At 60.2% G+C, this 22,241-nt stretch carries 17 protein-coding genes; 12 read left to right on the forward strand and 5 right to left on the reverse strand.

The features are described from left to right. Positions 1–120: 120 nt before the first annotated feature. A complete protein-coding gene (locus PMW67_RS06750) occupies positions 121–681 on the reverse strand; it encodes a ferritin family protein (RefSeq protein WP_022094328.1) in 561 nt (186 codons plus the stop codon). Positions 682–937: 256 nt separating this feature from the next. Here PMW67_RS06750 and PMW67_RS06755 point away from each other — a divergent pair, with 256 nt between their 5' ends. The 8 genes from PMW67_RS06755 (at position 938) to PMW67_RS06790 (ending at position 10,038) form a co-directional block, all read left to right on the forward strand. Then, positions 938–2,158, forward strand: a complete 1,221-nt coding sequence (locus PMW67_RS06755) for an iron-containing alcohol dehydrogenase (protein WP_117563523.1) — start codon at positions 938–940, stop codon at positions 2,156–2,158. Between the two features lie 8 nt (positions 2,159–2,166). Next, on the forward strand, positions 2,167–3,546 hold the full coding sequence (locus tag PMW67_RS06760) for an aldehyde dehydrogenase (RefSeq protein WP_271739236.1): 1,380 nt from the start codon (positions 2,167–2,169) through the stop codon (positions 3,544–3,546). Positions 3,547–3,808: 262 nt separating this feature from the next. Next, positions 3,809–3,988, forward strand: a complete 180-nt coding sequence (locus tag PMW67_RS06765) for a hypothetical protein (protein ID WP_271739237.1) — start codon at positions 3,809–3,811, stop codon at positions 3,986–3,988. A gap of 66 nt (positions 3,989–4,054) precedes the next feature. Next, positions 4,055–4,600 (forward strand): metallophosphoesterase, encoded by a 546-nt coding sequence (locus PMW67_RS06770; RefSeq protein ID WP_271739238.1) that lies wholly within the window; start codon positions 4,055–4,057, stop codon positions 4,598–4,600. A 73-nt stretch (positions 4,601–4,673) separates the two neighbouring features. Beyond that, the gene (locus PMW67_RS06775; RefSeq protein ID WP_158548887.1) at positions 4,674–5,510 is read left to right on the forward strand and encodes a PRD domain-containing protein; all 837 of its coding nucleotides are present in this window, start codon (positions 4,674–4,676) and stop codon (positions 5,508–5,510) included. A 340-nt stretch (positions 5,511–5,850) separates the two neighbouring features. Then, positions 5,851–7,299 (forward strand): PTS transporter subunit EIIC, encoded by a 1,449-nt coding sequence (locus PMW67_RS06780; protein ID WP_117563518.1) that lies wholly within the window; start codon positions 5,851–5,853, stop codon positions 7,297–7,299. Positions 7,300–7,376: 77 nt separating this feature from the next. Continuing rightward, entirely contained in the window at positions 7,377–8,141 is a 765-nt protein-coding gene (locus tag PMW67_RS06785) for a ChbG/HpnK family deacetylase (protein ID WP_117563517.1), read from the forward strand. A gap of 139 nt (positions 8,142–8,280) precedes the next feature. Then, entirely contained in the window at positions 8,281–10,038 is a 1,758-nt protein-coding gene (locus PMW67_RS06790) for a DUF2130 domain-containing protein (protein WP_117563516.1), read from the forward strand. Positions 10,039–10,118: 80 nt separating this feature from the next. Here PMW67_RS06790 and PMW67_RS06795 read toward each other — a convergent pair whose 3' ends face one another. From PMW67_RS06795 to PMW67_RS06805, 3 genes are all read right to left on the reverse strand, one after another. Beyond that, a complete protein-coding gene (locus tag PMW67_RS06795) occupies positions 10,119–12,800 on the reverse strand; it encodes a DEAD/DEAH box helicase (protein WP_271739240.1) in 2,682 nt (893 codons plus the stop codon). A 309-nt stretch (positions 12,801–13,109) separates the two neighbouring features. Beyond that, positions 13,110–13,949: a tRNA (guanine(46)-N(7))-methyltransferase TrmB gene (gene trmB / locus PMW67_RS06800; protein WP_117647468.1), complete on the reverse strand. Its 840-nt coding sequence runs from the start codon at positions 13,947–13,949 to the stop codon at positions 13,110–13,112. A 118-nt stretch (positions 13,950–14,067) separates the two neighbouring features. After that, positions 14,068–14,940 carry a methyltransferase domain-containing protein gene (locus PMW67_RS06805; protein WP_117563514.1) on the reverse strand — a complete coding sequence of 291 codons (873 nt, stop codon included), beginning with the start codon at positions 14,938–14,940 and terminating at the stop codon, positions 14,068–14,070. Between the two features lie 267 nt (positions 14,941–15,207). Between PMW67_RS06805 and PMW67_RS06810 the strand changes: the two genes are divergently transcribed. The 4 genes from PMW67_RS06810 (at position 15,208) to PMW67_RS06825 (ending at position 19,701) form a co-directional block, all read left to right on the forward strand. Continuing rightward, positions 15,208–15,921, forward strand: coding sequence for a helix-turn-helix domain-containing protein (locus tag PMW67_RS06810; protein WP_117640543.1), 714 nt, complete (start codon positions 15,208–15,210; stop codon positions 15,919–15,921). Further along, on the forward strand, positions 15,918–16,817 hold the full coding sequence (locus PMW67_RS06815; RefSeq protein WP_117647470.1) for a DUF4097 family beta strand repeat-containing protein: 900 nt from the start codon (positions 15,918–15,920) through the stop codon (positions 16,815–16,817). Before PMW67_RS06810 ends, PMW67_RS06815 begins: the two co-directional genes overlap by 4 nt. 97 nt (positions 16,818–16,914) lie before the next feature. Next, positions 16,915–18,822 carry an elongator complex protein 3 gene (locus tag PMW67_RS06820; RefSeq protein WP_117840168.1) on the forward strand — a complete coding sequence of 636 codons (1,908 nt, stop codon included), beginning with the start codon at positions 16,915–16,917 and terminating at the stop codon, positions 18,820–18,822. After that, positions 18,823–19,701, forward strand: coding sequence for a spermidine synthase (locus tag PMW67_RS06825; protein ID WP_271739245.1), 879 nt, complete (start codon positions 18,823–18,825; stop codon positions 19,699–19,701). Positions 19,702–19,728: 27 nt separating this feature from the next. Here PMW67_RS06825 and PMW67_RS06830 read toward each other — a convergent pair whose 3' ends face one another. Beyond that, complete coding sequence (locus PMW67_RS06830; protein WP_271739247.1) at positions 19,729–22,173, reverse strand: DEAD/DEAH box helicase; 2,445 nt, start codon at positions 22,171–22,173, stop codon at positions 19,729–19,731. Positions 22,174–22,241 lie beyond the last annotated feature (68 nt).

The following is a 22,241-nucleotide window of genomic DNA, read 5'->3' on the forward strand; positions in this document are numbered from 1 at the left end:
CCCGGAGGAGTTCCGGAATCAGGCCCTCGCGGCCTAGTCGCTATTTAGGGCGTCCAAGATTTGGGACGCAGTTCAGTCCGGGCCTTCTTCGAGCTAGAGGTTATGTCTCAGGCAGTTGGCTTAGCCAAAGTAGCGCTTGAGCAGGCCAGCGAAAGCCTTGCCGTGGCGGGCCTCGTCGCGAGCCATCTCGTGCACGGTGTCGTGGATGGCATCGAGGCCAGCGGCCTTGGCGCGCTTGGCAAGATCGGTCTTGCCGGCGGTGGCGCCATTCTCGGCCTCAACGCGCATCTCGAGGTTCTTCTTGGTGGAATCGGTCACGACCTCGCCCAGGAGCTCGGCGAACTTGGCGGCATGCTCGGCCTCCTCGTGGGCAGCCTTCTCCCAGTACAGGCCGATCTCGGGATAACCCTCGCGATGAGCAACGCGAGCCATGGCCAGGTACATACCGACCTCGGAGCACTCGCCCTCAAAGTTGGCGCGCAGATCGGCAACGATGTCCTCGGAGACGCCCTCCATCTTGGCGACGCCCACGACGTGCTCGGCAGCCCACTCGAGCTGGCCCTCCTCCTGCTTCAGGAAGCGAGAGCCGGGAACGCCGCACTGGGGGCACTTGAAATCCTCGGGCAGCTGGTCGCCGTCGAACTCTTCCACATAACCGCAAACGGGGCAAACAAACTTCATGATTCGATCCTTTCGATCGATGGCGATGGTGCGCTCGTCCGGTCCCGTAAGGGCCCTCTCCGGACGTGCGTCTTGACGAGTTCTATTATCCATAAATGAGACCGAATGTGAAGCCTATTAGGAATGATTTTTAATAAAACAATTTAAGCATGTGTAGATGTTGATTGATTAACGATTGCTAGACCTCGTGCGACCTCCGATGAGTACAATCGGTCGAGCAAATGTTGACCAATCAACAAATGAAGGAGCTTCCTTTATGCATCTAGCCCGCCGCGCCTGGTGCCGAACGTATCAAACGGTTTTTCGCATCGCATTGCCGGTGCTGCCCTATACCGAGCCACGCATTTTAGAGCACGCTGAGGAAGTGCCCGCAGTGCTTCAAAAGCGTTCAATACACCATGTTCTTATCGTGACAGATCCCGGCATTGCCCGTCTGGGGCTCACGGCACCGCTCGAGACAGCGCTCGCGTCCAAGGGAATTAGCGCTGCGGTCTATGCCGAAACATGTGCGAACCCCACGGTCTCAAACGTGGAGGAAGCGGCATCTCTGTATCGAGAGAGCGCCTGCCAGGCCATTATCGGCTTTGGCGGCGGTTCGGCCATGGACTGCGCCAAGGGCGTGGGCGCGCGCATCGCGCAGCCAAAGAAGCCCATCAACAAGATGCGCGGCCTGTTGCGTATCCATCGTCGCCTGCCGCTGCTCATCGCCGTTCCCACCACGGCGGGCACGGGAAGCGAGGTCACGCTTGCAGCGGTAATTACCGACGACGAGACGCACTACAAGTATCCCATTAACGACTTTGTGCTGATCCCGCGCTTTGCGGTGCACGACCCCGAGTTTACGCGCGGCCTGCCCGCCTCCATTACGGGGCAAACGGGCATGGACGCCCTGACACATGCCGTCGAGGCCTTTATCGGGCGCAGCACCACGCCCTATACGCGCAAGATGGCGCGCCAGGCGGTGCAGCTCATCCACGACAATTTGCTCGAGGCCTATGAGTGCGGTGGCAACATGCGTGCGCGCCGCAATATGCTTTCGGCGGCGTATAAAGCGGGCGTTGCCTTTACGCGCTCTTATGTTGGATACGTCCATGCCATCGCGCACAGCCTGGGCGGGCGTTACGGGATTCCCCACGGCTTGGCCAACGCCATCATCCTGCCGCACATGCTTCGCGCCTATGGCGAAGCTGCTGCTCCCAAGCTCGCCGATCTCGCCCGCATGGCCGGCATTGCGCCGGCTAATGCGCTGGACAACGTGGCTGCTGAGGCCTTTATCGATTGGGTCGACCGCATGAACGCCGCCTTGGGCATACCCAAATATGTGACGGGCATTCGCCGCTCCGACATTCCTGAGATGGCGGCGCATGCCGATGCCGAGGCCAATCCCCTGTACCCCGTTCCGCTTTTAATGGACCGTTTGGAGCTCGAGCATATGTACGAGGTCGTTGCGGGTGGTATGTTTGAAGACGAGAACTAGGAGGGCCCATGAACACCGAGGAAATCGCGCGCATCGTTGCCGATCAGCGCGCCTATTTTAAGACGCACGCCACGTTTGATGTCGATGCTCGACGTCGTGCGCTCGTGAGTTTACGCGATGCGGTGCGGGCCCACGAGGCCGATATTGCCCATGCGCTCAAGACCGATTTGGGAAAGTCGCATGACGAGGCGTATATGTGCGAGATCGGCACCTCGCTTTCCGAGATTCGTTATCAGATTGCGCATGTGGCTCGATGGAGTCGCTCGCGCCTGCGTCCGTGTGACCTCGCCAACGCCGTGAGTGTGTGCAAGACGCAGTCCGTGCCCTATGGCGTCACACTCATCATGGCTCCGTGGAACTACCCGTTTTTACTGACGCTCGAGCCACTCGCCGGCGCCCTTGCCGCGGGCAATACCGTGGTCATCAAGCCGAGCGCCTATGCTCCGGCATCGAGCGCGGTGCTCAAGCAAATCTGTGAAGAGGCATTTGATCCGCGCTTGGTGACGGTCGTCGAAGGCGGGCGTGCCGAAAACGAAGCGTTGCTCGATGAGTGCTGGGACAAGATCTTCTTTACCGGTAGCGTTCCGGTCGGCAAGCTCGTCATGGAGCGTGCAAGTAAAAACCTCACACCCGTGACGCTTGAGCTGGGCGGAAAGAGTCCCTGCATCGTGGATGCGACGGCTAACTTGAAGGTCGCGGCACGCCGTATCGCCTTTGGTAAATGGCTCAACGTGGGGCAGACCTGCGTGGCGCCCGACTACCTGCTGGTCGATGCGCGCGTGCACGACGAGCTGCTGGACCTCATCAAGGAGGAGGCCCGCCGCATGTTTGGCGAGCATCCGCTCGACAATGAGAATTACGGTCATATTGTCAACGCCAAGCATTTCGCGCGCGTACGCGGGCTGATCGATTCCGATAAGGTCGTGCTTGGAGGTACCGCGCGCGAGTCGTCGCTCAAGATTGAGCCGACGATTTTGGACGGCGTGACCCCCGATGACGCCGTGATGCAGGAGGAGATTTTCGGCCCCATTTTGCCGGTGCTGACGTTTGAGAGCCTAGACGAGGCTGAGACGTTTATTACGGATCGTCCGACGCCGCTGGCCCTGTATATCTTTAGCCAGGACCGTGCGGTTCAGCAGCGTTTTGTGCGCTACGTGCCCTTTGGCGGTGGCTGCGTTAACGACACCATCATGCATTTGGCCACGAGCCATATGGGCTTTGGCGGCATGGGCGCGAGCGGCATGGGGCAATACCATGGCCGCGAGAGCTTCGATACGTTTAGCCACAAGAAGAGCATCGTGAACAAGGCAACGTGGCTGGACGTGCCGTTTCGGTATGCGCCCTACGTAAGCTGGAAGCACAAGTTCGTGCGCATGTTCGTGCATTAGAAACAGATGGCATAGGGATAAAAAGTGGCCGCCCCCGCGTAAGCGAAGACGGCCACTTCTCACGATGAAAACGTGTATCGGAGTTGGCAAGACCCGCTGCCACGGGTGCCATCCGTGTTCCTATCTTATCTGCAAGCGTTCCGTCGCGCAAGCGTTGCGGCAAACGATTGAAAGGCGCAGACAGGATGAATTTGTATCCGCACGGGTCTGTAGACTTCTCAACTGTGTGGTGGATGCTCGCTAGTCTGCAAGGAAGGCAGCCATGTTTGATGACGACGATCTGTTCGATTTGACGGATGATCCGTTTGAGTGGGATATGCTGCTCGATGACGATGAGTTGGAGCGGGACCGTAAAAATCAAAAGGATAAGAACGCCCGGGGCAAAGGTTCGAATAAAAAGGACAAGCGCCGCCGCGGTCTGTTCGGCGGGCTCTTTGGCTAACCGCTGCGCCAAAGCGTCTGTATACTTAGCACGAGTTGAACACGTTGTGAAATGAGGGCATAGACGATGATGTGGTTTACCGCCGACCTGCACCTGGGCGATACGAATATTCTGCACGATATGGATCGACCGTTTGATTCGGTCGAGGAGATGAACCGCAAGGTCATCGCTGCCATCAATGAGTGCGTGTCGGCGGACGACCGCCTCTATATTCTGGGTGACTTTACCTATCGTTTGCCCCTGGCGGAGGCGGTGCGCCTGCGCGAGCGTATCGAATGCCAGAACGTGACGCTCATCCGTGGCAACCATGACGGTGACTGGGAAGATCCCGACGTACCACAGATTTGGGAAGACGTGCGCGATTATCTGGAGGTCGCACCTGGTTACGCGAAGGGCCATCGCCTGGTGATGAGCCATTACCCCATGCTCAGCTGGAATGGCAAGGCGCGTGGCGCCATCATGTTGCACGGGCATATCCACAGCAGGGGAGACCGCACCAACGCGCGCAACCGCGATCGCGAGCGCCCGGTTCTGCGCTACGACGTTGGCCTCGATGCCAACAACTACAAGCCCGTAAGCCGTGACCAAATCCTAGGCTTCTTTGGACTGTAGCTGTAAGTGCAGGTAGAATGAACGCGCCGCGCGGATGGTCTGTGCGGCGCGTTTCAGTAGGAGCGATGAATCCATGAGGGCTATCCAGCGCATTAACCATAACGCTGCCATCTGCGAAGACGGCGCGGGGCGTCAGCTTATCGCGCTGGGTCGCGGTATCGGCTTTGGCGATATGCCGCATGAGGTCGACCTGGATGTCATCACGCGTACCTTTTACGGCATTGATTCAAAGTACCTGGCGTTTATTGATGAGGTCGACCCCGAGGTGCTGGAGTTTTCTGCTCAGCTGGCTGATATCGCAACCGGACAGCTTTCGTACGAATTGAGCCCTAACCTCCCCATTACACTGGCGGACCATATCCAGTTTGCCATTAAGCGCGCCCGCGAACACATGGTGGTGTCGTTGCCGCTCGAGCGCGATCTGGAGCAGCTGCATCCCATCGAATACCGCTTGGGCGAGCTGGCTGTTCGCGGCATCCAGAAAAGCTTCCGTGTGCGTATGCCCCGAAGCGAGGCCGCGGGCATTGCCATGTCGATTGTCAACGCATCGGTTAAGCCGAGCGAGCGGCGCGTGCTTGCCGAGCAGCACGAGGAGCGACTGCTCGATATGACGGTCGCGATTATTCAAGAAGAGTTGGGTGTGACGGTCGATCGCTCGTCGTTCGCCTTTGCCCGCTTTGCCACTCATGTGCGCTATCTGCTCGACCGCGTGGCAAAGAAAGAGCCGATCGATACCGAGAACTCCGGTCTTTACGACGTGCTCGTGGAGCAGTATCCGGCGGCATCGCGTTGCGCTCACCGTGTCGACGATCTGATTCAAGAGACCTTTGGCGAGCCATTGGCCCAAGAGGAGCTCGTCTATCTGATCATGCATGTGAATCGCGTGGCTTCTGTCCACTCGGATAAATAGGCTCTCTGGTATTTCCTTTCCGTCATGGCGACCGTTCGCGGGTCGTTTGCTACCGTTCGTCGGTAATCTGAGCCGCAACGAACGCATCTGCCGCATATACTCGCCGTGTGTTGGGTGTTACTCACGGCGCAGCTCCGAGAGGCACTACCGATTCTGCCAAGACCATAATTGGGTCTCTGTCGGTTGTGCGCGGGGCTTTTTTCATGTCGATCCACCCGGGAATCACATGCAAATCAATCTCTTGCCAACTGGTATCGCGCGCTGCGCAGGCGCGAGCGGAATCGTGCGTCTTGGTGCCGTGAAGTCCCACGGCCTTTAGTTGGAAGAGAAGGGATTCGACATGGCTGTCGATAACAAGAAGATTGCCGAGGACGTGCTCGCTGCCGTCGGCGGCGCCTCCAATGTGACGAACGCGACGCACTGCATGACCCGCTTGCGTCTGAACCTCAAAGATCAGTCCATTCCCAATGATAATGAAGTTAAGAAGATCAAGGGTGTGCTGGGCGCACAGTGGTCTGGCGGCCAGTATCAGGTCATCATTGGCCAGAACGTGCCGAAGGTCTATGACGCCGCCATTGCGCTGGGCGTCAAGGGCGAAGGCTCCATTGACGAGAACCTCGATGACGGCACCAAGGAGCCACTGACGGTCAAGACTGCGGGCAAGAAGGCCCTTAACTACCTGTCCAAGACAATGTGCATGACGATCCCCATTATCATGGGCGCCGCCATGTTCCGCACACTTGCCGTACTTTGCGGCGACGGCATGCTCGGTATCTGGTCTGCCGATTCTGACATCTACAACTTCTTCTACAACTGGATTTACAACGCCGGCTATTATTTCCTCCCTGTCTATCTGGGTTGGGCTGCCGCAAAGCAGCTCGGCTGCAGCCAGCCGCTCGGCATGATGCTCGGCGGCGTGCTCATTGCCCCCGAGTTCATGACGTTGGTCAACGCCGCTGCGGATTCTGGTGCTACGACCACGATGGTTTACGGCGTGCTCCCGGCTCAGCTGAACAACTATTCTGCGACCGTGCTCCCCATGCTGCTGTCTATGCCGGTGCTGATGGTCGTCGAGAAGTTCATGAAGAAGATCATCCCCGACATGCTCTCCACGGTGTTTGTGCCCGTGTGCACCATGGCTGTGATGACCCCCGTTTCCCTGTGCGCCCTAGCTCCGATTGGTTCCATTCTGGGCGACCTGGTCGGCAACTTTATGTTCGGCCTCGGAAACGCTGGCGGCATCGTCACAATCCTCTCCCTCGTCGCCATTGCCGCGCTTTGGGAGTTCCTGGTTATGACCGGTATGCACCAGGTTCTGATTGCCCTCGGCATTGTGCAGGTGCTCACCTCAGGGTCTGACTCCTGCGTTATGGTCGCGGGTGCTATCGCTCAGTTCGCCACGTGGGGCATGGCCTTCGGTGCCTTCCTGCGCCTTAAGGAGGTCGACGAAAAGGGCGCTATGCTTGGTTTCTCGCTCTCCGGCATTGTCGGTGGCGTGACGGAGCCCGCGCTGTATGGCTGCGGCTTTAAGTATACTCGCTGCCTGGGTGCCATGGTCGCGGGCGGCGCTATCGGCGGCCTGATCGCGGCTCTCACTAATGTGACCACGTATGTTTTGGGCGCAACTAATATCCTTGGTATTACAGGTTATGTTGCAGGCGGAACTGCTAATCTCGTATGGGGCTGCGTTGCATCGGGCACTGCATTTGTTGCCGCCGCTGCCATCGCCTACTTCTTTGGCTTTACCAAGGAGCAGCTCGACGAAGACGCTGCTGCCGCCAAAGCCTAAAGCATCCGTTCGGTAGGACAATTATCTGGGGCACTTGGCTGCGCTTCAAGTGTCCCTTTCCGTAGATGGGGGTCAATATGAAGCAATTGCTCATTCGTGCCGATGATATCGGTTATTCGTATGCCGTTAACCTGGGGATTGCCCGCAGTATCAATGAGGGCCTGGTGCGCTCGGCGGGACTTATGCCCAATATGCCCGAGGCCGAGCGTGGCTGGTCGCTCGTGGCGGATGCCGGCATTGCGGTGGGTCAGCATACCAACGTGTGCCTGGGCAAGCCGTGTGCCGACCCGGCGCTCATTCCGAGCATGCTCAACGAGAATGATGAGTTCCATAGCAGCCGTACCTTCCGCGATCATTTTAAGCGCGGCGAGGAGTTGATAGACTTCGACGAGGCCTGCATCGAGATCCGCGCGCAGCATGACCGCTTTGTCGAGATCGTGGGCCGCGAGCCCGATTACTTTGAGGCCCATGCCGTCATGAGCAAAAACCTTAACCGAGCGATCTCGGCGGTTGCTCAGGAGCTGGGCCTTAAGGAGCAAAAGGCGAGCTTCGACCCCGCGGCTGTGGTGCATTGCGGAGATACTGATCTGCGCATGGTGATGCGCTCGATGGAGCCGGGCTACGAGCCCAAAGAGGCAATCATGCAGACGGTTCGCGGGATGGTGGACGGCGAGACAGTCGTCTTTGTGTGCCATCCGGGTTATCTCGATCGTTTTATCCTGGAGAACAGCTCGCTCACGACCGATCGTACCAAGGAAGTCGATGCACTGATCGACCCCGAGCTTCGCGCTTGGCTCGAGTCTCAATCCGATCTTCGCCTGATCGACTACCGCGACCTGTAAGGACCCAAGTCACCACAAAGGGGACAGTCGCCTTTGTGGTGGTTCTGGCGCCGTTGCCATTATGGCAGCGGCGCCTTTTTTGTCCGTGCGGCGCGGTAGAGTGTAGGCGGTTGAAATTTGCGTCCATCGAGGAGCTGCTATGAACGAGATCAAGTGCCCGCATTGTGGCGAAGTTTTTAAGGTCGATGCGTCCGGCTATGCGGATATCGTCAAGCAGGTGCGCGATGCCGAGTTCTCGCGCGACCTGGATGAGCGCGTGAAGGCGGTCCAGCGCGAGGGCGAGCAGGCACTGGAGCTTGAGCGCTCGCGCTCGACGGCTGCTTTGCAAAAGGCAGAGTCTCAGCGCGACGCTCAGCTTGTCGAGCAGAAGAACGCTGCAGCTCAGCAGCTGGCACAAGAGGTTGCCAAGCGCGACGCTGAGCTTGCCGAGCTGCGCGCCAAGCTCGAAGGCGCTGCCGCAGAGCGCGAGAGTGCAAGTCAGCGCGCGGCGGTTGAGGCTCGTTCCGATGCTCAAAAGGAGAATGCCGAGCTTCAGCGCGAGATCGACAATTTACGTGCGCAGTTGGAGCGCAAAGATGATGAAGCCAGGCTTGCCGAGGCGGCGGCACGCAATGCTGCTCAAAACGACCTGTCCGCGCGCGACGCTCAGATTGCCGAGCTGCAGGCCAGGATCGCCGCGGCGGACAAGGCCCAGGAGATGGCGCTTGCCGCTGCCGCGGCAGAGTCGCAGCGTGAGCTCGATGCCGCTCGCAGCGAGGCCGAGCGCGCGCTTACTGACTATCGCGCGAAGGTGCAAGAGAAGTTTTCCGCCGCAAAGGCTCAGTCCGAGCAAGAGGCCGAGGGCCTGCGTGCCCAGCTGCGCGAGCAGGAACTGATGGCAAAAATGAACCTGTCAGAGGCGGTCGCCGCGGCGGAGCGAGAGCGCGATGAGGCACGTGCCAAACTGACGAGCGAGCTGGCGGTGCGCGATTCTCGCGAGGAGCAAGCCAAGGCGGCACACGAGCTCGAGCTTGCGCAGGCCAAGCGCGCGAGCGATGACCTGATTCGCTACAAGGATGAAGAGATTGAGCGCCTTAAGGACATGAAGGTTCGCCTGTCCACCAAGATGGTGGGCGAGTCGCTCGAGCAGCACTGCGAGACCGAGTTTAACCGTCTGCGCATGACGGCGTTTCCCAATGCGTACTTCGAGAAAGATAACGATGCATCCGAGGGCACCAAGGGAGACTTCATTTTCCGTGAGCGCGACGCGAGCGGCAACGAGGTCATTTCGATTATGTTCGAGATGAAAAACGAGAACGACGAGACCGCGACCAAGCATAAAAACGAGGACTTCTTTAAGAAACTCGATCACGATCGTCGCCAGAAAGGCTGTGAGTACGCGGTGCTCTGCACGCTGCTCGAGCCCGAGAGCGAGCTTTACAACGCGGGAATCGTGGACGTGAGCTATCGCTACGAGAAGATGTATGTGATCCGCCCGCAGTTCTTCATTCCCATCATTACGCTGCTACGCAATGCCGCCATGGGTTCGCTTCGCTATAAGCAGGAGCTGGCGGAGTACAAGCAGCAGAATATCGATGTCACGAACTTCGAAGCCAAGATGGAGAAGTTCAAGAACGATTTCGGCCGCAACTACGAGATCGCGAGCCGCAAGTTCCAAACGGCAATCGATGAGATCGACAAGACGATTAGCCATCTGCAGAAAACCAAGGAGGCGTTGCTGTCCTCCGAGAACAATCTGCGCCTTGCCAACAAGAAAGCCGACGATCTTACCATTCGCAAGCTCACGTGGGGCAACAAGACCATGAAAGCAGCGTTTGACGAGGCGCGCGGGGCCGCGACAGAGACGAACGATGAGCCAGCCGAGGCGGATTCGTATGAGGTCGAGGATGCCGAGTAGGGGATAGCGTATCGCGCAAAAAGCGGGGCCGCTGGCGATGTTGCCAGCGACCCCGCTTTGTTTCGTCCCATTGCGCCCGGCTAGTCCTCGAGCAGGTCCTCGATAAAGCCGACACGGTAGTTCTTGAAGATTACCTCGCCGCCGTCTTGCGTGGCGTCCAGATCGACATCGCCCATGATGCCAAAATCGTGGTCGCCATCCTCGTCAGCAAAGATCTGGTGCACGTGCCATACGTGCGCGGTCTTCTCGTCGGACTCGTCGATGGAAAACATCGCGGCGCTGCGGGCATCTCCGTCGGTGAGGATTTCCTCGTGCTGCTCGTGGTAAGCGTCGAGTGCTTTTTGCCAGCGGATCTCGCTCATGCCCCAGTCGTCGTCGAGCTCGCCCAGGTCGCGAACGTGCTCGCGGGCGGCAAGGGTCACGCGGCGGAAGAGCGCGTTGCGCACCAACAGCGTGCAGCCGCGGCGGTCCGCCACGACCTCGTCGATGCCCTGCGGCGGCGCAGCATCGAGGGCTGCCGGGTTGCCGGCGTTCTCCCACTCGTCCACCAGGCTCGAGTCCACCGAGCGCACCACAAAGCCGAGCCACGAGATAATGTCGCGCAGACGCTCGTCGCGCTTCTCGATGGGCACGGTGCGGTCGAGCGAACGGTAGGCCTCTGCCAGGTAACGCAGCAAAATGCCCTCGGAACGGGCGATGCCGAGCTTTTGAATGTAACCCTTAAAATCGCTCGCGCTTTCCAGCATATCGCGCAGGACGCTTTTGGGAGAGAGCTGGTAGTCGTTTGCCCAGGGCACTTCCTGGCAGTACTTGTCGAAGGCGGCGTCGAGCAAGTCCTCGAGCGGTTTTTCGTAGGTGACATCCTGGATGCGCTCCAGGCGTTCCTCATATTCGACGCCGTCAGCCTTCATTTCGGCCATCGCGCGGTCGCGCGCTGCGCGCTCCTGAGCGCGCAGCACCTGCTTGGGATCCTCGAGCGTTGCCTCGACCATCGAGATCAGGTCCATGGTATAGGTCTCGCTCTCGGGATCGAGCAGCTCCAACGCGGCAAGCAAAAACGGCGAGAGCGGCTGGTCGAGCGCAAAGTCCTCGGGCAGGTCGACCGTCAGTGCGTAGTCGATGTCCGGCGCGGCGTCAGCCGGAGCGTCGGGTGCGGGCGGCACCTCGGTGCGCACGACGACGCCGGAATCGATGAGCGTGGCGAAGATCTCGTCGGCACGAATCTCGAGCTTAGCCTTTTCCTCGGGGGTCTGCAGGCTCGTCTCGATGAGGTCGTGTACGCGGGCTCGGGCATCGCCACCCTGCTCGACCACGCTAATCACCATGGAGTGCGTGATGCGCAGGCGCGGCTTGAGTGTCTCGGGCTGCGTCTCGATCAGGCGCTCGAACGTCTGCTTGTTCCAGGTGACAAAGCCCTCGGGGGCCTTCTTTTTTTTAATCTTGCGGAGCTTTTTGGGGTCGTCGCCCGCCTTGGCCATAAGCTTGGCATTCTCGATCTCGTGCTCGGGTGCCTCGGCGATGACCATGCCCTCGGTATCGAAGCCCGAGCGGCCGGCACGACCGGCAATCTGATGGAACTCGCGGGCGCGCAGACGACGCATCTTATAGCCATCGAACTTGGTGAGCGCGGTGAGCACCACGGTGTGGATGGGCACGTTGATACCGACGCCGAGCGTATCGGTGCCGCAGATGACGGGTAGCAGGCCCTGCTGCGCCAAGCGCTCGACCAGCAGGCGGTAGCGCGGCAACATGCCAGCATGGTGCACGCCGACGCCGCATCCGAGCAAGCGCTTGAGGATTTTGCCGAAGGCCGTCGAGAAGCTCGTGCCCTTGGCCGCCTCCTTGATGGCCTCGCGCTGCTCCTTGTTGGCAATGCCAAAATTGGCGAGCGACTGTGCCGTCGCAAGTGCGGCATCCTGGCTAAAGTGCACGATATAGAGTGGGGCCTCGTCGCGGCGCATGGCGAGCTCGACCGTGCCCTCGAGGGAGGTCGTCACATAGTCGTAACTCAGCGGAACAGGACGCGGGGCGTCGACGACCAAGTCGCAAGCAGCGCCGGTGTGCTCCTCGAGTGAGGCGGCGATGGCAGTGACATCGCCGAGCGTGGCGCTCATGAGCATGAATTGCGTGTGAGGCAGGGTGAGCAGCGGCACCTGCCAGGCCCAACCGCGATCGGGGTCGGCAAAGTAGTGGAACTCGTCCATGGCGACGCAGCCAACATCGGCATCTTCGCCCTCGCGTAGTGCGTCGTTGGCGAGGATTTCTGCCGTACAGCAGATGACGGGCGCCTTGGTGTTGATATGCGTGTCGCCGGTGATCATACCGACGTTATCGCGGCCGAGCACCTGCACAAGGTCGAAAAACTTCTCGCTGACCAGAGCCTTGATGGGGGCCGTGTAATAGCAGCGTTTGCCCTGTGCCATGCCCATAAAGAGCATGCCCAGCGCGACAAGCGACTTGCCCGATCCGGTCGGCGTGCCCAGAATGACGTGATCGCCGGCGGCTAGATCCATGAGGGCCTCTTCCTGGTGGTCCCACAGCTCAATACCGCGATCGCTCGTCCATTCAAAGAAGCGCTCGAAGGCCTGGTCGGGCGTGAGCCACGGTTCGGGCTCGCTGCCGTCCTCGGGCTCCCACCAGGTGGGGGAGAGCGCACCGAGTGAGCCGAATTCGGCTTCGGTTCCCGTGCCGCCCGAGAATGAACTGGCGGCTCCGGCACCGGGGACGGTGCTGGCGGCGATATCTGTCGTGGTCTGTGCCATGTGTTTGCTTTCTCTCGCGATTGTCCGCCAACTATTATGGCGTAGCGTCGCATCGATGCGTTCGCAGGCAAGAAAATGCAGGAAATGGGCGTTCTGCCCAGCCGTTTAGTGTAGTCGCTAGCCAAGTGAGTAGACTTTTTGCGATATTGCGAGCACATGACTTTTGCGCAAGGGTTCTACCTGCGGTTTTATGTTTCGCTATGCGGGCTGTGCCTGGCTATTGCAAAAAAGTCTACTCACTTAGGTTTGAGGGCCGTTCGCTGGCGCCAATTTGCGCTTGTTTGCCGACGCCGCGACCATCAGAAGCCCCTAGGACTCTTGCGGCAGGCGCTTCTTGCCTTTGCGGGCGCGGTTTCTAAAGTTCTCGACGGCCTCTTCCATGCCCAGAGGTACATAGGTGAGCTCATCGAGGTTTTCGGGCAGGTAGCAGGCAAGGCTTTGCTCCTGCGCGCGGCCCGCCGCGAGCTGTTCATTGCTGGGCTGCGCGCCGGGTGTGGCGCAAATGCCATAGACGACGGCACCCATCTCGCGCGTGCGGCATTCGTACTCGGTCTCGGGATGCTCGGGATGGTCGCGGCGGACGTCGTCGCTTACCCAAAGCGTGTCGTAGCCGGCCGCGGCAAACTGCCCCAGGGCGTAGTCGCGCAATGGCTTACTGTCGGTTCGCAGTGTGACGGTGGCGCCGGCTGAAAAGAGCGGGCGGTAGAGCATCAGATGGTCGACATGGACGAGTCGTTTTTTGGCGTACTTGGCCTTGGGCTGCGGCGTGGGAAAGTTAATGGTAATGGCATCGAGCTCGCCTGCGGCAAACAGCTGCGGCAGCGATGCGGCGCCTCGGGGCAGGACGAGTGCGTTGGACAGCTCCTGCTCGCAGATTTTCTGTGCGGCATAGGCGATGCAGATGGGCTCCTGGTCCATACCGATAAAGAGGGTGTTTGGCTCGTGGGCCGCGCGCTCTACAAGGTACGTTCCCTTGCCACAGCCAAGATCCAGGTGAAGGTGTTCGAAGGGCTTGCTGCCAACTGGCGCGCAAGCCTCGCGCCAATCTCCGGCATAGGCCTCGGGGTTCGTCTCAATCGCATCGGCGTAGCGCTCCAGGCGCTCCTCGAGCACAAAGTTCTTAGGCGTGCGAACGTGGACGGCTCCCATGAGGCTCCTTGATCATGAGTGTGGAACGCATGGCAGCACGTTCCATCAATGGGTTGAAAAGGGTGGGGCATAGCTTGCCCGAAAGTTGCGGTGCGGCTCGGCGGCAAGTCGCCGATGCCTACAGGCGCTTGAGAATCACGTAACGGTTGAGCTCGCCGCTGCGACCGTCGGCATGGAAGCGCTCAAGCTCGCGCACGGGGACCTCGCCGCTCTTGTAGAATGTGCGCACGCCGCGCACCAGGTCGGTGATCTGCTGATCGTCAAAGTGATGGCAATAGCGGTAGGCGTGGCGGTCGTTTTGCCAGCCAATGAGGTGGTCGCCGGCTTCAAACTGCGCGGAATCGTAACTTTCAAACGGCGGGGTGAGCTCGGCGCGGGCTTCGGCGCGAACGGCCTTGCGCGCCATGCGCTCGTCGTTCATAAACTCCCAAAAGCTGATGGCGATGATGCCGCCTGGGCGCGTCTGGCGCACCAGGGCGTCGAGCACGCGTACGCGGTACTCGCACGACGGCACGTGGTGCATAAAGCCAAAGCAGACCGAGATGTCGGCGAGCGGGGCGTCGAAAAGCACGTCGGGTGTCTCGGCGGGGTTGAGCTTCATGAGGGCATCGAGTACGTCGAGTTCCTGGAAGTGCAGGTTGGGAATGCGCAGGGCGTGACCGTGCGCATCGATAGCCAAATCCTGACACGAGTCAACACCATAGAACTCAAACGGGCAACTGGCGTCTGCCGAGGGGTTTGCGCCGTCGACGCCCTTGGCGGAAAGTGCGCCGCCGGCGGCAAAGTTCTCGAATCGCATGTTGCCGCAGGCAAGATCGAAGACGCGGACGGGATGCTCGATCGTGGCGACGTCGAGCTGCTCGAGCGCTATGTCCATGGTGCGTACCCAGCCGGGCCACGGTGCCTGGCGCGTATCGGAGAAGGAGGCGGAGTGCTCGCGATAGAACGTATTGTTGAGCTGAATGAGCGATGAGGCGAAATCGCGGTTCACGGCGCGGAACTCCCTCCGTTGGCGGTGCGGAATAAACAGTACGACCATACTACCGTTAACGCCGCAACGGGGACAACCGAGCTGCGGGTCATTGCTTTGTTTGGACACATTTCCGCAGCTCATATATGCCCGCAACCGCCGGTTGTCAAAAATCTCACTAGAATAGGTGGCATGCTTTTGGCGGTGGCGGATAGATTTTTAACTGTGCAAGGCGCCTTAAGAACAAAAACGGTCCGGCGGCACGGCTGGCATCGCATAGGAGGAACCATGAATGTAGAAACTGCGCAGCGGCTCGCCGACCTTCGTCGCAGCAAGGGTTTTAGCCAAGAAGGGCTGGCGCGAAAGCTGGGGCTGTCGCGCCAGGCGGTCAGTAAATGGGAGCGTGCGGAGAGCTCGCCCGATACCGAGAACCTGATCTCGCTCGCAAAACTCTATGGCGTGAGTTTGGATGAGCTCCTTAATCCGAGCGATGAGATCGAGGACGATATCGAGTTTGAGAACGAGGACCGCGCCCGTCAGCGCGAGGCCGAGGCAGCGGAGCGCGCCCGTACCCATGAGGCAGCGGCACGTGCTACCGAGGCGGCAACACAGGCGAGTGATGCCGCCGCCAAGGCGGCGCAAGCGGCAAGCTGGAGCGCGCAGGCCGCCAATGCCGCTACGGCGCAGGTGACGAGTGGCGGCGCAGCTGGCTCGACTCCGGTGAAAGGTCCGTTCCAGTCGTTTCCGTATTGGGCCGTGTGCTGGCTGCTGTTCTTTTTGCTGATGTTCCTGTTTGGTGGCTCCTTTGCCGCGCTGATCTTCTTTACAATCCCCATCTATCACTGGGTGGCGCGTGCGCTCGATGGCGATTGGGCACGCGGGGATATTCAGGTTGGTCCGGCGCCGGAGGCGGCTAAGGCTCAGGATGTTTCCGCTGCGGTTGATACTGACGTGGCTTCCTCGACCGCCGCTGAGCCGAGCGCCAAAGAAGGTGATGAATGATGAAGCTCTCGCATGAGTCCAAGGTCCGCCTGGGCGTCGGTATCGGAGCGTTCGTGCTCATCATCGGGCTTATCTTTGGCACTTCGCGGATATTGTTTCATTTTGATGGCCCGTGGGATCTCGGCGATATTGCATCCGGTTTGTCCGGTATGGACGATGTGGTTGACGGGGACGATTCTTTGGATGGCGGTAACTATTCCGCTCAGTCTCGGCAGCTTTCGAGCGAAACGTTTGATGCCGACTCATTCCAGTCCCTTGACCTGGATGTGACATCGGGTGAGGTTGAGATCAAGTGCGTTTCCGGCGGGCAGGTGCGTGTCATCGAGAGCGGTCGTGTTGCAAAGGGGGTAGCTACCTACGATGCTGCCACTCAGAATCTGGCCGAGGTTAAGGGTTCTGCGCTCAAGATTCGCCAGTTCGATTGCGATGACGAGCGCGCCATTGACCGCACGGTTACCGTCGAACTGCCGCGCGAAGTTGCCGATAACATGGTGGGCATTACAGCGAATGTAGGATCGGGCGATCTGACGGTCACGGACATTGCGTGTCATGACCTCAACTTGACTTTGGACTCGGGAGACATCGAGTTTGCGGGCACCGTAACCGACACCTTGGATGCCGAGGTCGGTTCGGGCGATGTGGCGTTCGAGCTCTACCAGGCCCCCGCGAAGTCGATGGACGTAAGCGTGGGCTCGGGCGATGTGGAGATATCGGTTCCGAACTCTACGGGCTTTAAGGCGAGCCTCACCGTGGGCAGCGGTGACTTTGAGAGCGATTTCCTTCCGCTTGGCTACGATGGCGAGACCATATTGAATGCTGAATTCGACAACGGTGACAAGTCTGCAACGTATCGTTTTAAGGTCGGTTCGGGCGACATGTCGTTCGAATCGGTGTGACATGCGGTTTTCGGAGATCGGTGCATATAGGCATGCTCTTTGATGGAGGCGCCGGGGCCGTGACTGGCTCCGGCGCCTTTGCCTTTACAATGGGGGCATGGAACAGATTATTTTGAACATACTCGAGGCTCTGCGTCGCGGCGAGACCGTGGACGACAAGGCACTCGTCAAGCTGATACATGCCGAGGCGCGCCGTGAGGGCGCCGACAAACGCGATTTGGCCAAGCGCCGCCTGCTGCCGTTTTACCAGCGGGTGAAGCGCGAGGAGCCGGCTCGTTGGGCTGGATGGAATGTCGATGCCGATCTGGAACGCCAACTGCTGCAGGTGCTGCGTATGAAGCCGCGCCGAACGGCCTCGGGCGTGGCGACCATTACCGTCATCACCAAGCCCTGGCCATGCTCGGGCGATTGCCTGTTTTGCCCCAACGATCTGCGCATGCCCAAAAGCTACCTGCACGCCGAGCCGGCGTGCGCCCGTGCGGAGCAAAACTGCTTCGATCCGTATCTGCAGGTGAGCGCCCGTTTGACGGCGCTTTCGCAGATGGGGCATGCGACCGACAAGATCGAGCTCATCGTGCTCGGCGGTACCTGGAGCGACTATTCGCAAGGGTATCAGGCATGGTTTATGTCGGAGCTCTTCCGTGCGCTCAATGATGATGCGGTGGCGGGCGTGGCGGCAAACCCCATGTTGGCGCGTCCGGGCATCAGCCGTGCCGAGGCGGGGCGCCTGCTCGATGACGCTCCCGCCGATGCCCTGCCGCCGGTGGTAACAGAGCGCCGCGAGCGCTATCGGGCTGCCGGCATTGCGACAGACGAGGCCAAGCTCGCTGCCGGCGTTGCCGACGAGCAGGAGCGTGTGGATGTTGCCGTGGGCGGCTATAACCGCGCGGTGCGTCGTCTGTACGGCCCCGGTACGCCGTGGGGCGAGGTCACCGAGTGGCAGACGGCAACGATGGAGGAGCTCGAGCGTCAGCAGCGCATCAACGAGACGGCGAAGCATCGCGTGGTGGGACTCGTTATCGAGACGCGCCCCGATGCCGTAACGCCGCAGGCCCTCACGCTTATCCGCCGTCTGGGCTGCACCAAGATTCAGATGGGTATCCAGAGCCTCGACCAGCATTTGCTCGATATCAACGAGCGTCGCATTTCGGTGGCGCAGATCGAGCGGGCGTTTTCGCTTGCGCGCCTGTTTGGCTTTAAGATCCACGCGCATTTTATGCTCAACTTGCTGGGCGCCACGCCCGAGGGGGACAAGCGCGACTACGAGCGCTTTATGACCGAAGGGGCCTTTATGCCCGACGAGGTCAAGGTTTACCCGTGTGCGCTCATCGAGGGCTCGCGTCTGGTGGGCTGCTATGAGCGTGGCGAGTGGCGCCCCTATACCGAGGAAGAGCTGCTCGATGTGCTGGCCGACGACATCGTGGTGACGCCGGCGTTCTGCCGCATCAGCCGTATGATTCGCGACTTTAGCTCCGACGACATCATGGTGGGCAACAAGAAGCCCAACCTACGTCAGCTCGTCGAGAACCGCCTGGCTGCTCGGGGTGACGGTGCGACGGTGCGTGAGATTCGCTATCGCGAGATCAGCACGGCGGGTGCCGACCTGGACGAGTTGACCCTTGATGAGGAAGTGGCGTACGAGACGCCGGTGACTTACGAGCACTTTTTGCAATGGGTGACGCCGCGGGGCAAGATCGCGGGCTTTTTGCGGTTGTCGCTGCCCGATCGCGCTTTTGTTGCCGCGCATGTGGACGAGCTGCCGACGACGCCGGACGAGGCGATGATTCGCGAGGTGCACGTGTACGGTATGGCGGCGCGCGTGGGCGACCAGGGTCAGGCGGCGCAGCACCATGGATTGGGACGTTTGCTCGTGGAGCGTGCGTGCCAGATAGCTCGGGATGCCGGTTATACGCACATCAACGTGATCAGCGCGATTGGTACGCGCGAGTACTATCGCCATCTTGGGTTTTATGACCATGGACTCTATCTGCAGAAGGAGCTCTAGATGAACAAGCCAAGTGTTTCTGCCGGCGTCGTTGCCGGCGTTGCCCTGGGAGCCGCGGCGCTTGGTGCGGCCGCCGTCGCTGTTCGCGCTGCCTGTTTGCAGGTCGCGAGGACCCGCAACGGGCTGGCGCGGGTGAAGCGCATGCACAATGAGGACGGTGACGAGGTCCGTGTGCTCGTGCAGGGCGGCGTCTACCAAAGCGCGAGCTATGTTGGCGATCGTTGGGCGGAGCCGGCCTTTGCGTACTATCGTGCATTTGACGATGTGTTTGAGGCCGAGGATGCAATGCGCGACGCTTATGGTCACGGCATCGACCGCATGCTTATGCTCGGCGGCGGTGGGTTTTCCTATCCCAAGTTTGCACTGTTGTCGCATGAGGGCTTGCGTATGGACGTCATCGAGTATGACGGAGAGATAACGCGCTTGGCGCGCCGTTGGTTCTATCTGGATGAACTGGAGCACACGGTGGGCGATCGCCTGCGGGTGATTACCGCCGAGGCTCGCTCGTATCTGGGTGTGACGAGCGTGGGCCATCGTCGCTACGACGTCGTTGTGAGCGACTGCTTTGGCGGTGCCGAGCCTGTGCGCGAGCTGGCGACCGTTGAGGCGCTGCGCCTGGTGCGGGGCAGCCTGAATGCCGGCGGCATCTACGTTGCCAATATCGTGAGCGCAAACGAGGGGAGCGATGTGACGTTCCTGCGCGATTGCGTTGCCACGGCACTTGAGGTGTTCAACCGCGCTTGGGTGGCGCCTTGTGGCGATACGGAGTTCGGCGGCGAGGAGAACTACCTGCTCATCGCCAGCGACGGCGACTACGCCTTTGCCGAAGCCGTGCCCTTCGACACCGACTTCCTCGGCACCGTCCTTCACGACAAGTAAGTCTCCCCGTCCCAAAAAAGACTGGTCTTAGGCGTGGTCGCGCCAGCCGAGAACGCGCTGCTTCATACCCTCGATGTCGAGCACGCCTTCGGCAAAGCCCTTGCGCACGAGCTCTTCGGGAACAAACTCGTCGTAGCGGTCAAAGTAAGGCACCTCGCCAGGATAGACGAGCTCGATGGGATCGAAGTCCTTTTCGGCCTCGGCGGCGAGCACCTCAAAGAACGTCTCCTCGTCGGCCTTCATCTTAAACTGCATAAAGTACGGGCGTGACGGATCGAGCCCGCGAAGGCCCAGCTCCGCGGCACATTTAATCTTGAGCATGCGCTCGAGCGCCAAAAAGGCGTAGCTGCCCAGCCAGGGGAAGAGCACCCAGGTATCGCCGCCCAGGTTAATGAGCGGCTTGGTTCCCGCCCCCGAAATCTCGGCGGTATGACGAGCCTGCGCCAAGCGGGCCCGTGCGTTACCCATAAGGTACGGATATGTCGCGTGCTCGTTGAGCGCCTTGCGCATGCGCTCGAGCACATGCGTGTTAATGTCGCCGGGGCAGTCGCCAAAGTAGGCCGGCACCCGGCCCTTGACCTGCGTGGCAAAGACAGTGTGGCGCTTCCAGTCCACTTCCTCGACAATCCAACAGTGTCCGGCGATGGCGATGCGCTCACCGGGCGGGGGCGGATTAACGATCGTGCCCAGCTCGGCCGATTCGCTCCGGACGGTAAACTCCTCGTTTTCCTGGAACACGGCGTAGAACTTAAAGATGTTGATGATGCGCTCGCCCGCGAGACCCACGATGAGCCCGCCACCTTCGGTGACCTGGATATGGTCGATCTTAATGAGGTGACGTAGCAGCACGCGGTAATCGTCTGCCGAGACACGGTGGAAATAGCTGAGCGTGAGCACGCGCTGGGCAAGTTCGGCCGGCGTGAGCTCGCCGGTGCTGGTGAGGGTCGACATAGTCTGGTGATAGAGCAGGCTGTAGGGGAGACGATCGAGCTTGGGTGGCTCGACCCACTTTTCCTCGCGATAGAGTTGTACGAGCGCGATACCCTGCAGGAGCTTCCAGGGAATGGTTTCGGGCATCATCGTGCGCGGCTCGGGCTCTTCCTCGCGCATGACAAACCACATCTCGGGCGGAAGATCGCGACGGCCCGTGCGCCCCATGCGCTGCAAAAAGGAGCTAACGGTAAACGGCGCGTCAATCTGGAAGGCGCGCTCCAGGCGGCCGATATCGATACCGAGCTCCAACGTAGAGGTGGTGACGGTTGTCTGCGTCTGCTCCTCGTCGCGCATGAGCTCCTCGGCCGTCTCGCGTAGCGATGCCGAAAGATTGCCGTGATGGATGAGAAAACGGTCGGGCTCGTGCCGGCTCTCGCAGTAGCTGCGCAGCATGGAGCACACGGCCTCTGCCTCCTCGCGCGAGTTGGCAAAGACCAGGCATTTGCGGCCGCGCGTATGCTCAAAGATATAGCCCATGCCGGGGTCGGCGTTGTCGGGCGCCGTGTCGGTGGGGTTGAGAAGCGCCTGCTCGGTCGCTCGTGGGATGTCGACTTCGCCCTCGGGGGCCGAGGAAGTGCGACGGTCTTTGGGAGCGGCCTTGCCCCGCGCCTGCTCACGACGTTGACGGTGTTCTTCCTGTGTAAGCTGTCCGCTGTGGCACATGTCTTGTCCGGATGCGGGCAGCGCCGCGGGCGCCGCCGTCTCAATACGCTCGCAAGCAAGCACCTCGGCTTCTTGTGGACCTGTGCCTACGAATCCTCGTTGCTGAGCCTGGGGGCCCGAGTTGTAGAAGTGCTCCATGGAGATGCGCCACACGCGGTGCGGTTCCTCAAAGCGGGGGATAACGCAGTCGCGCCCCGTTCCCTGCGAGAGAAAGGCGCCCGTGCGCTCGGGGTCGCCGATGGTGGCCGAAAGGCCAATGCGGCGGGGCTGCACGCCTGCCATGCGCGAGAGGCGCTCGATAAGACAGAGCGTCTGCCCGCCGCGGTCGCCGCGCATGAGCGAATGGACTTCGTCGATAACCACATAGCGCAGGTCGCAAAACATGCGCGGGATCGCCATGTGCTTATGGATCAGGAGCGCCTCGAGCGACTCGGGCGTAATCTGTAGGATGCCGCTCGGTTTTTTGATGAGTTTGGCCTTGTGTGATTGCGAGACATCGCCATGCCAGTGCCAGACGGGGATATCGGCTTCTTCGCACAGGTCGTTGAGGCGGACGAATTGGTCGTTGATGAGCGCCTTGAGGGGGCCAATGTAGAGGGCGCCCACGCTTGCGGGCGGGTTCTCCCAAAACTCGGTCAGGATGGGAAAGAAGGCTGCCTCGGTTTTGCCGGAAGCCGTGGATGCCGTCAGGAGCACATTATCTTGCGTGTTAAAGATGGCATCAGCTGCTGCAACCTGGATAGAGCGTAGGCTCTCCCAATCGTGGGAGTAGATGAAGTCTTGGATAAACGGGGCGTAGCGGTCAAAGGCGTTCACGGGGCCTCCTTTCAACAACGAATCTCTCAACGCGGCTGGCAACGGCTTGCTGCATTACTGCTTCAACG

Source organism: Collinsella aerofaciens, from assembly GCF_028209395.1.
Classification (GTDB): domain Bacteria; phylum Actinomycetota; class Coriobacteriia; order Coriobacteriales; family Coriobacteriaceae; genus Collinsella; species Collinsella aerofaciens_AZ.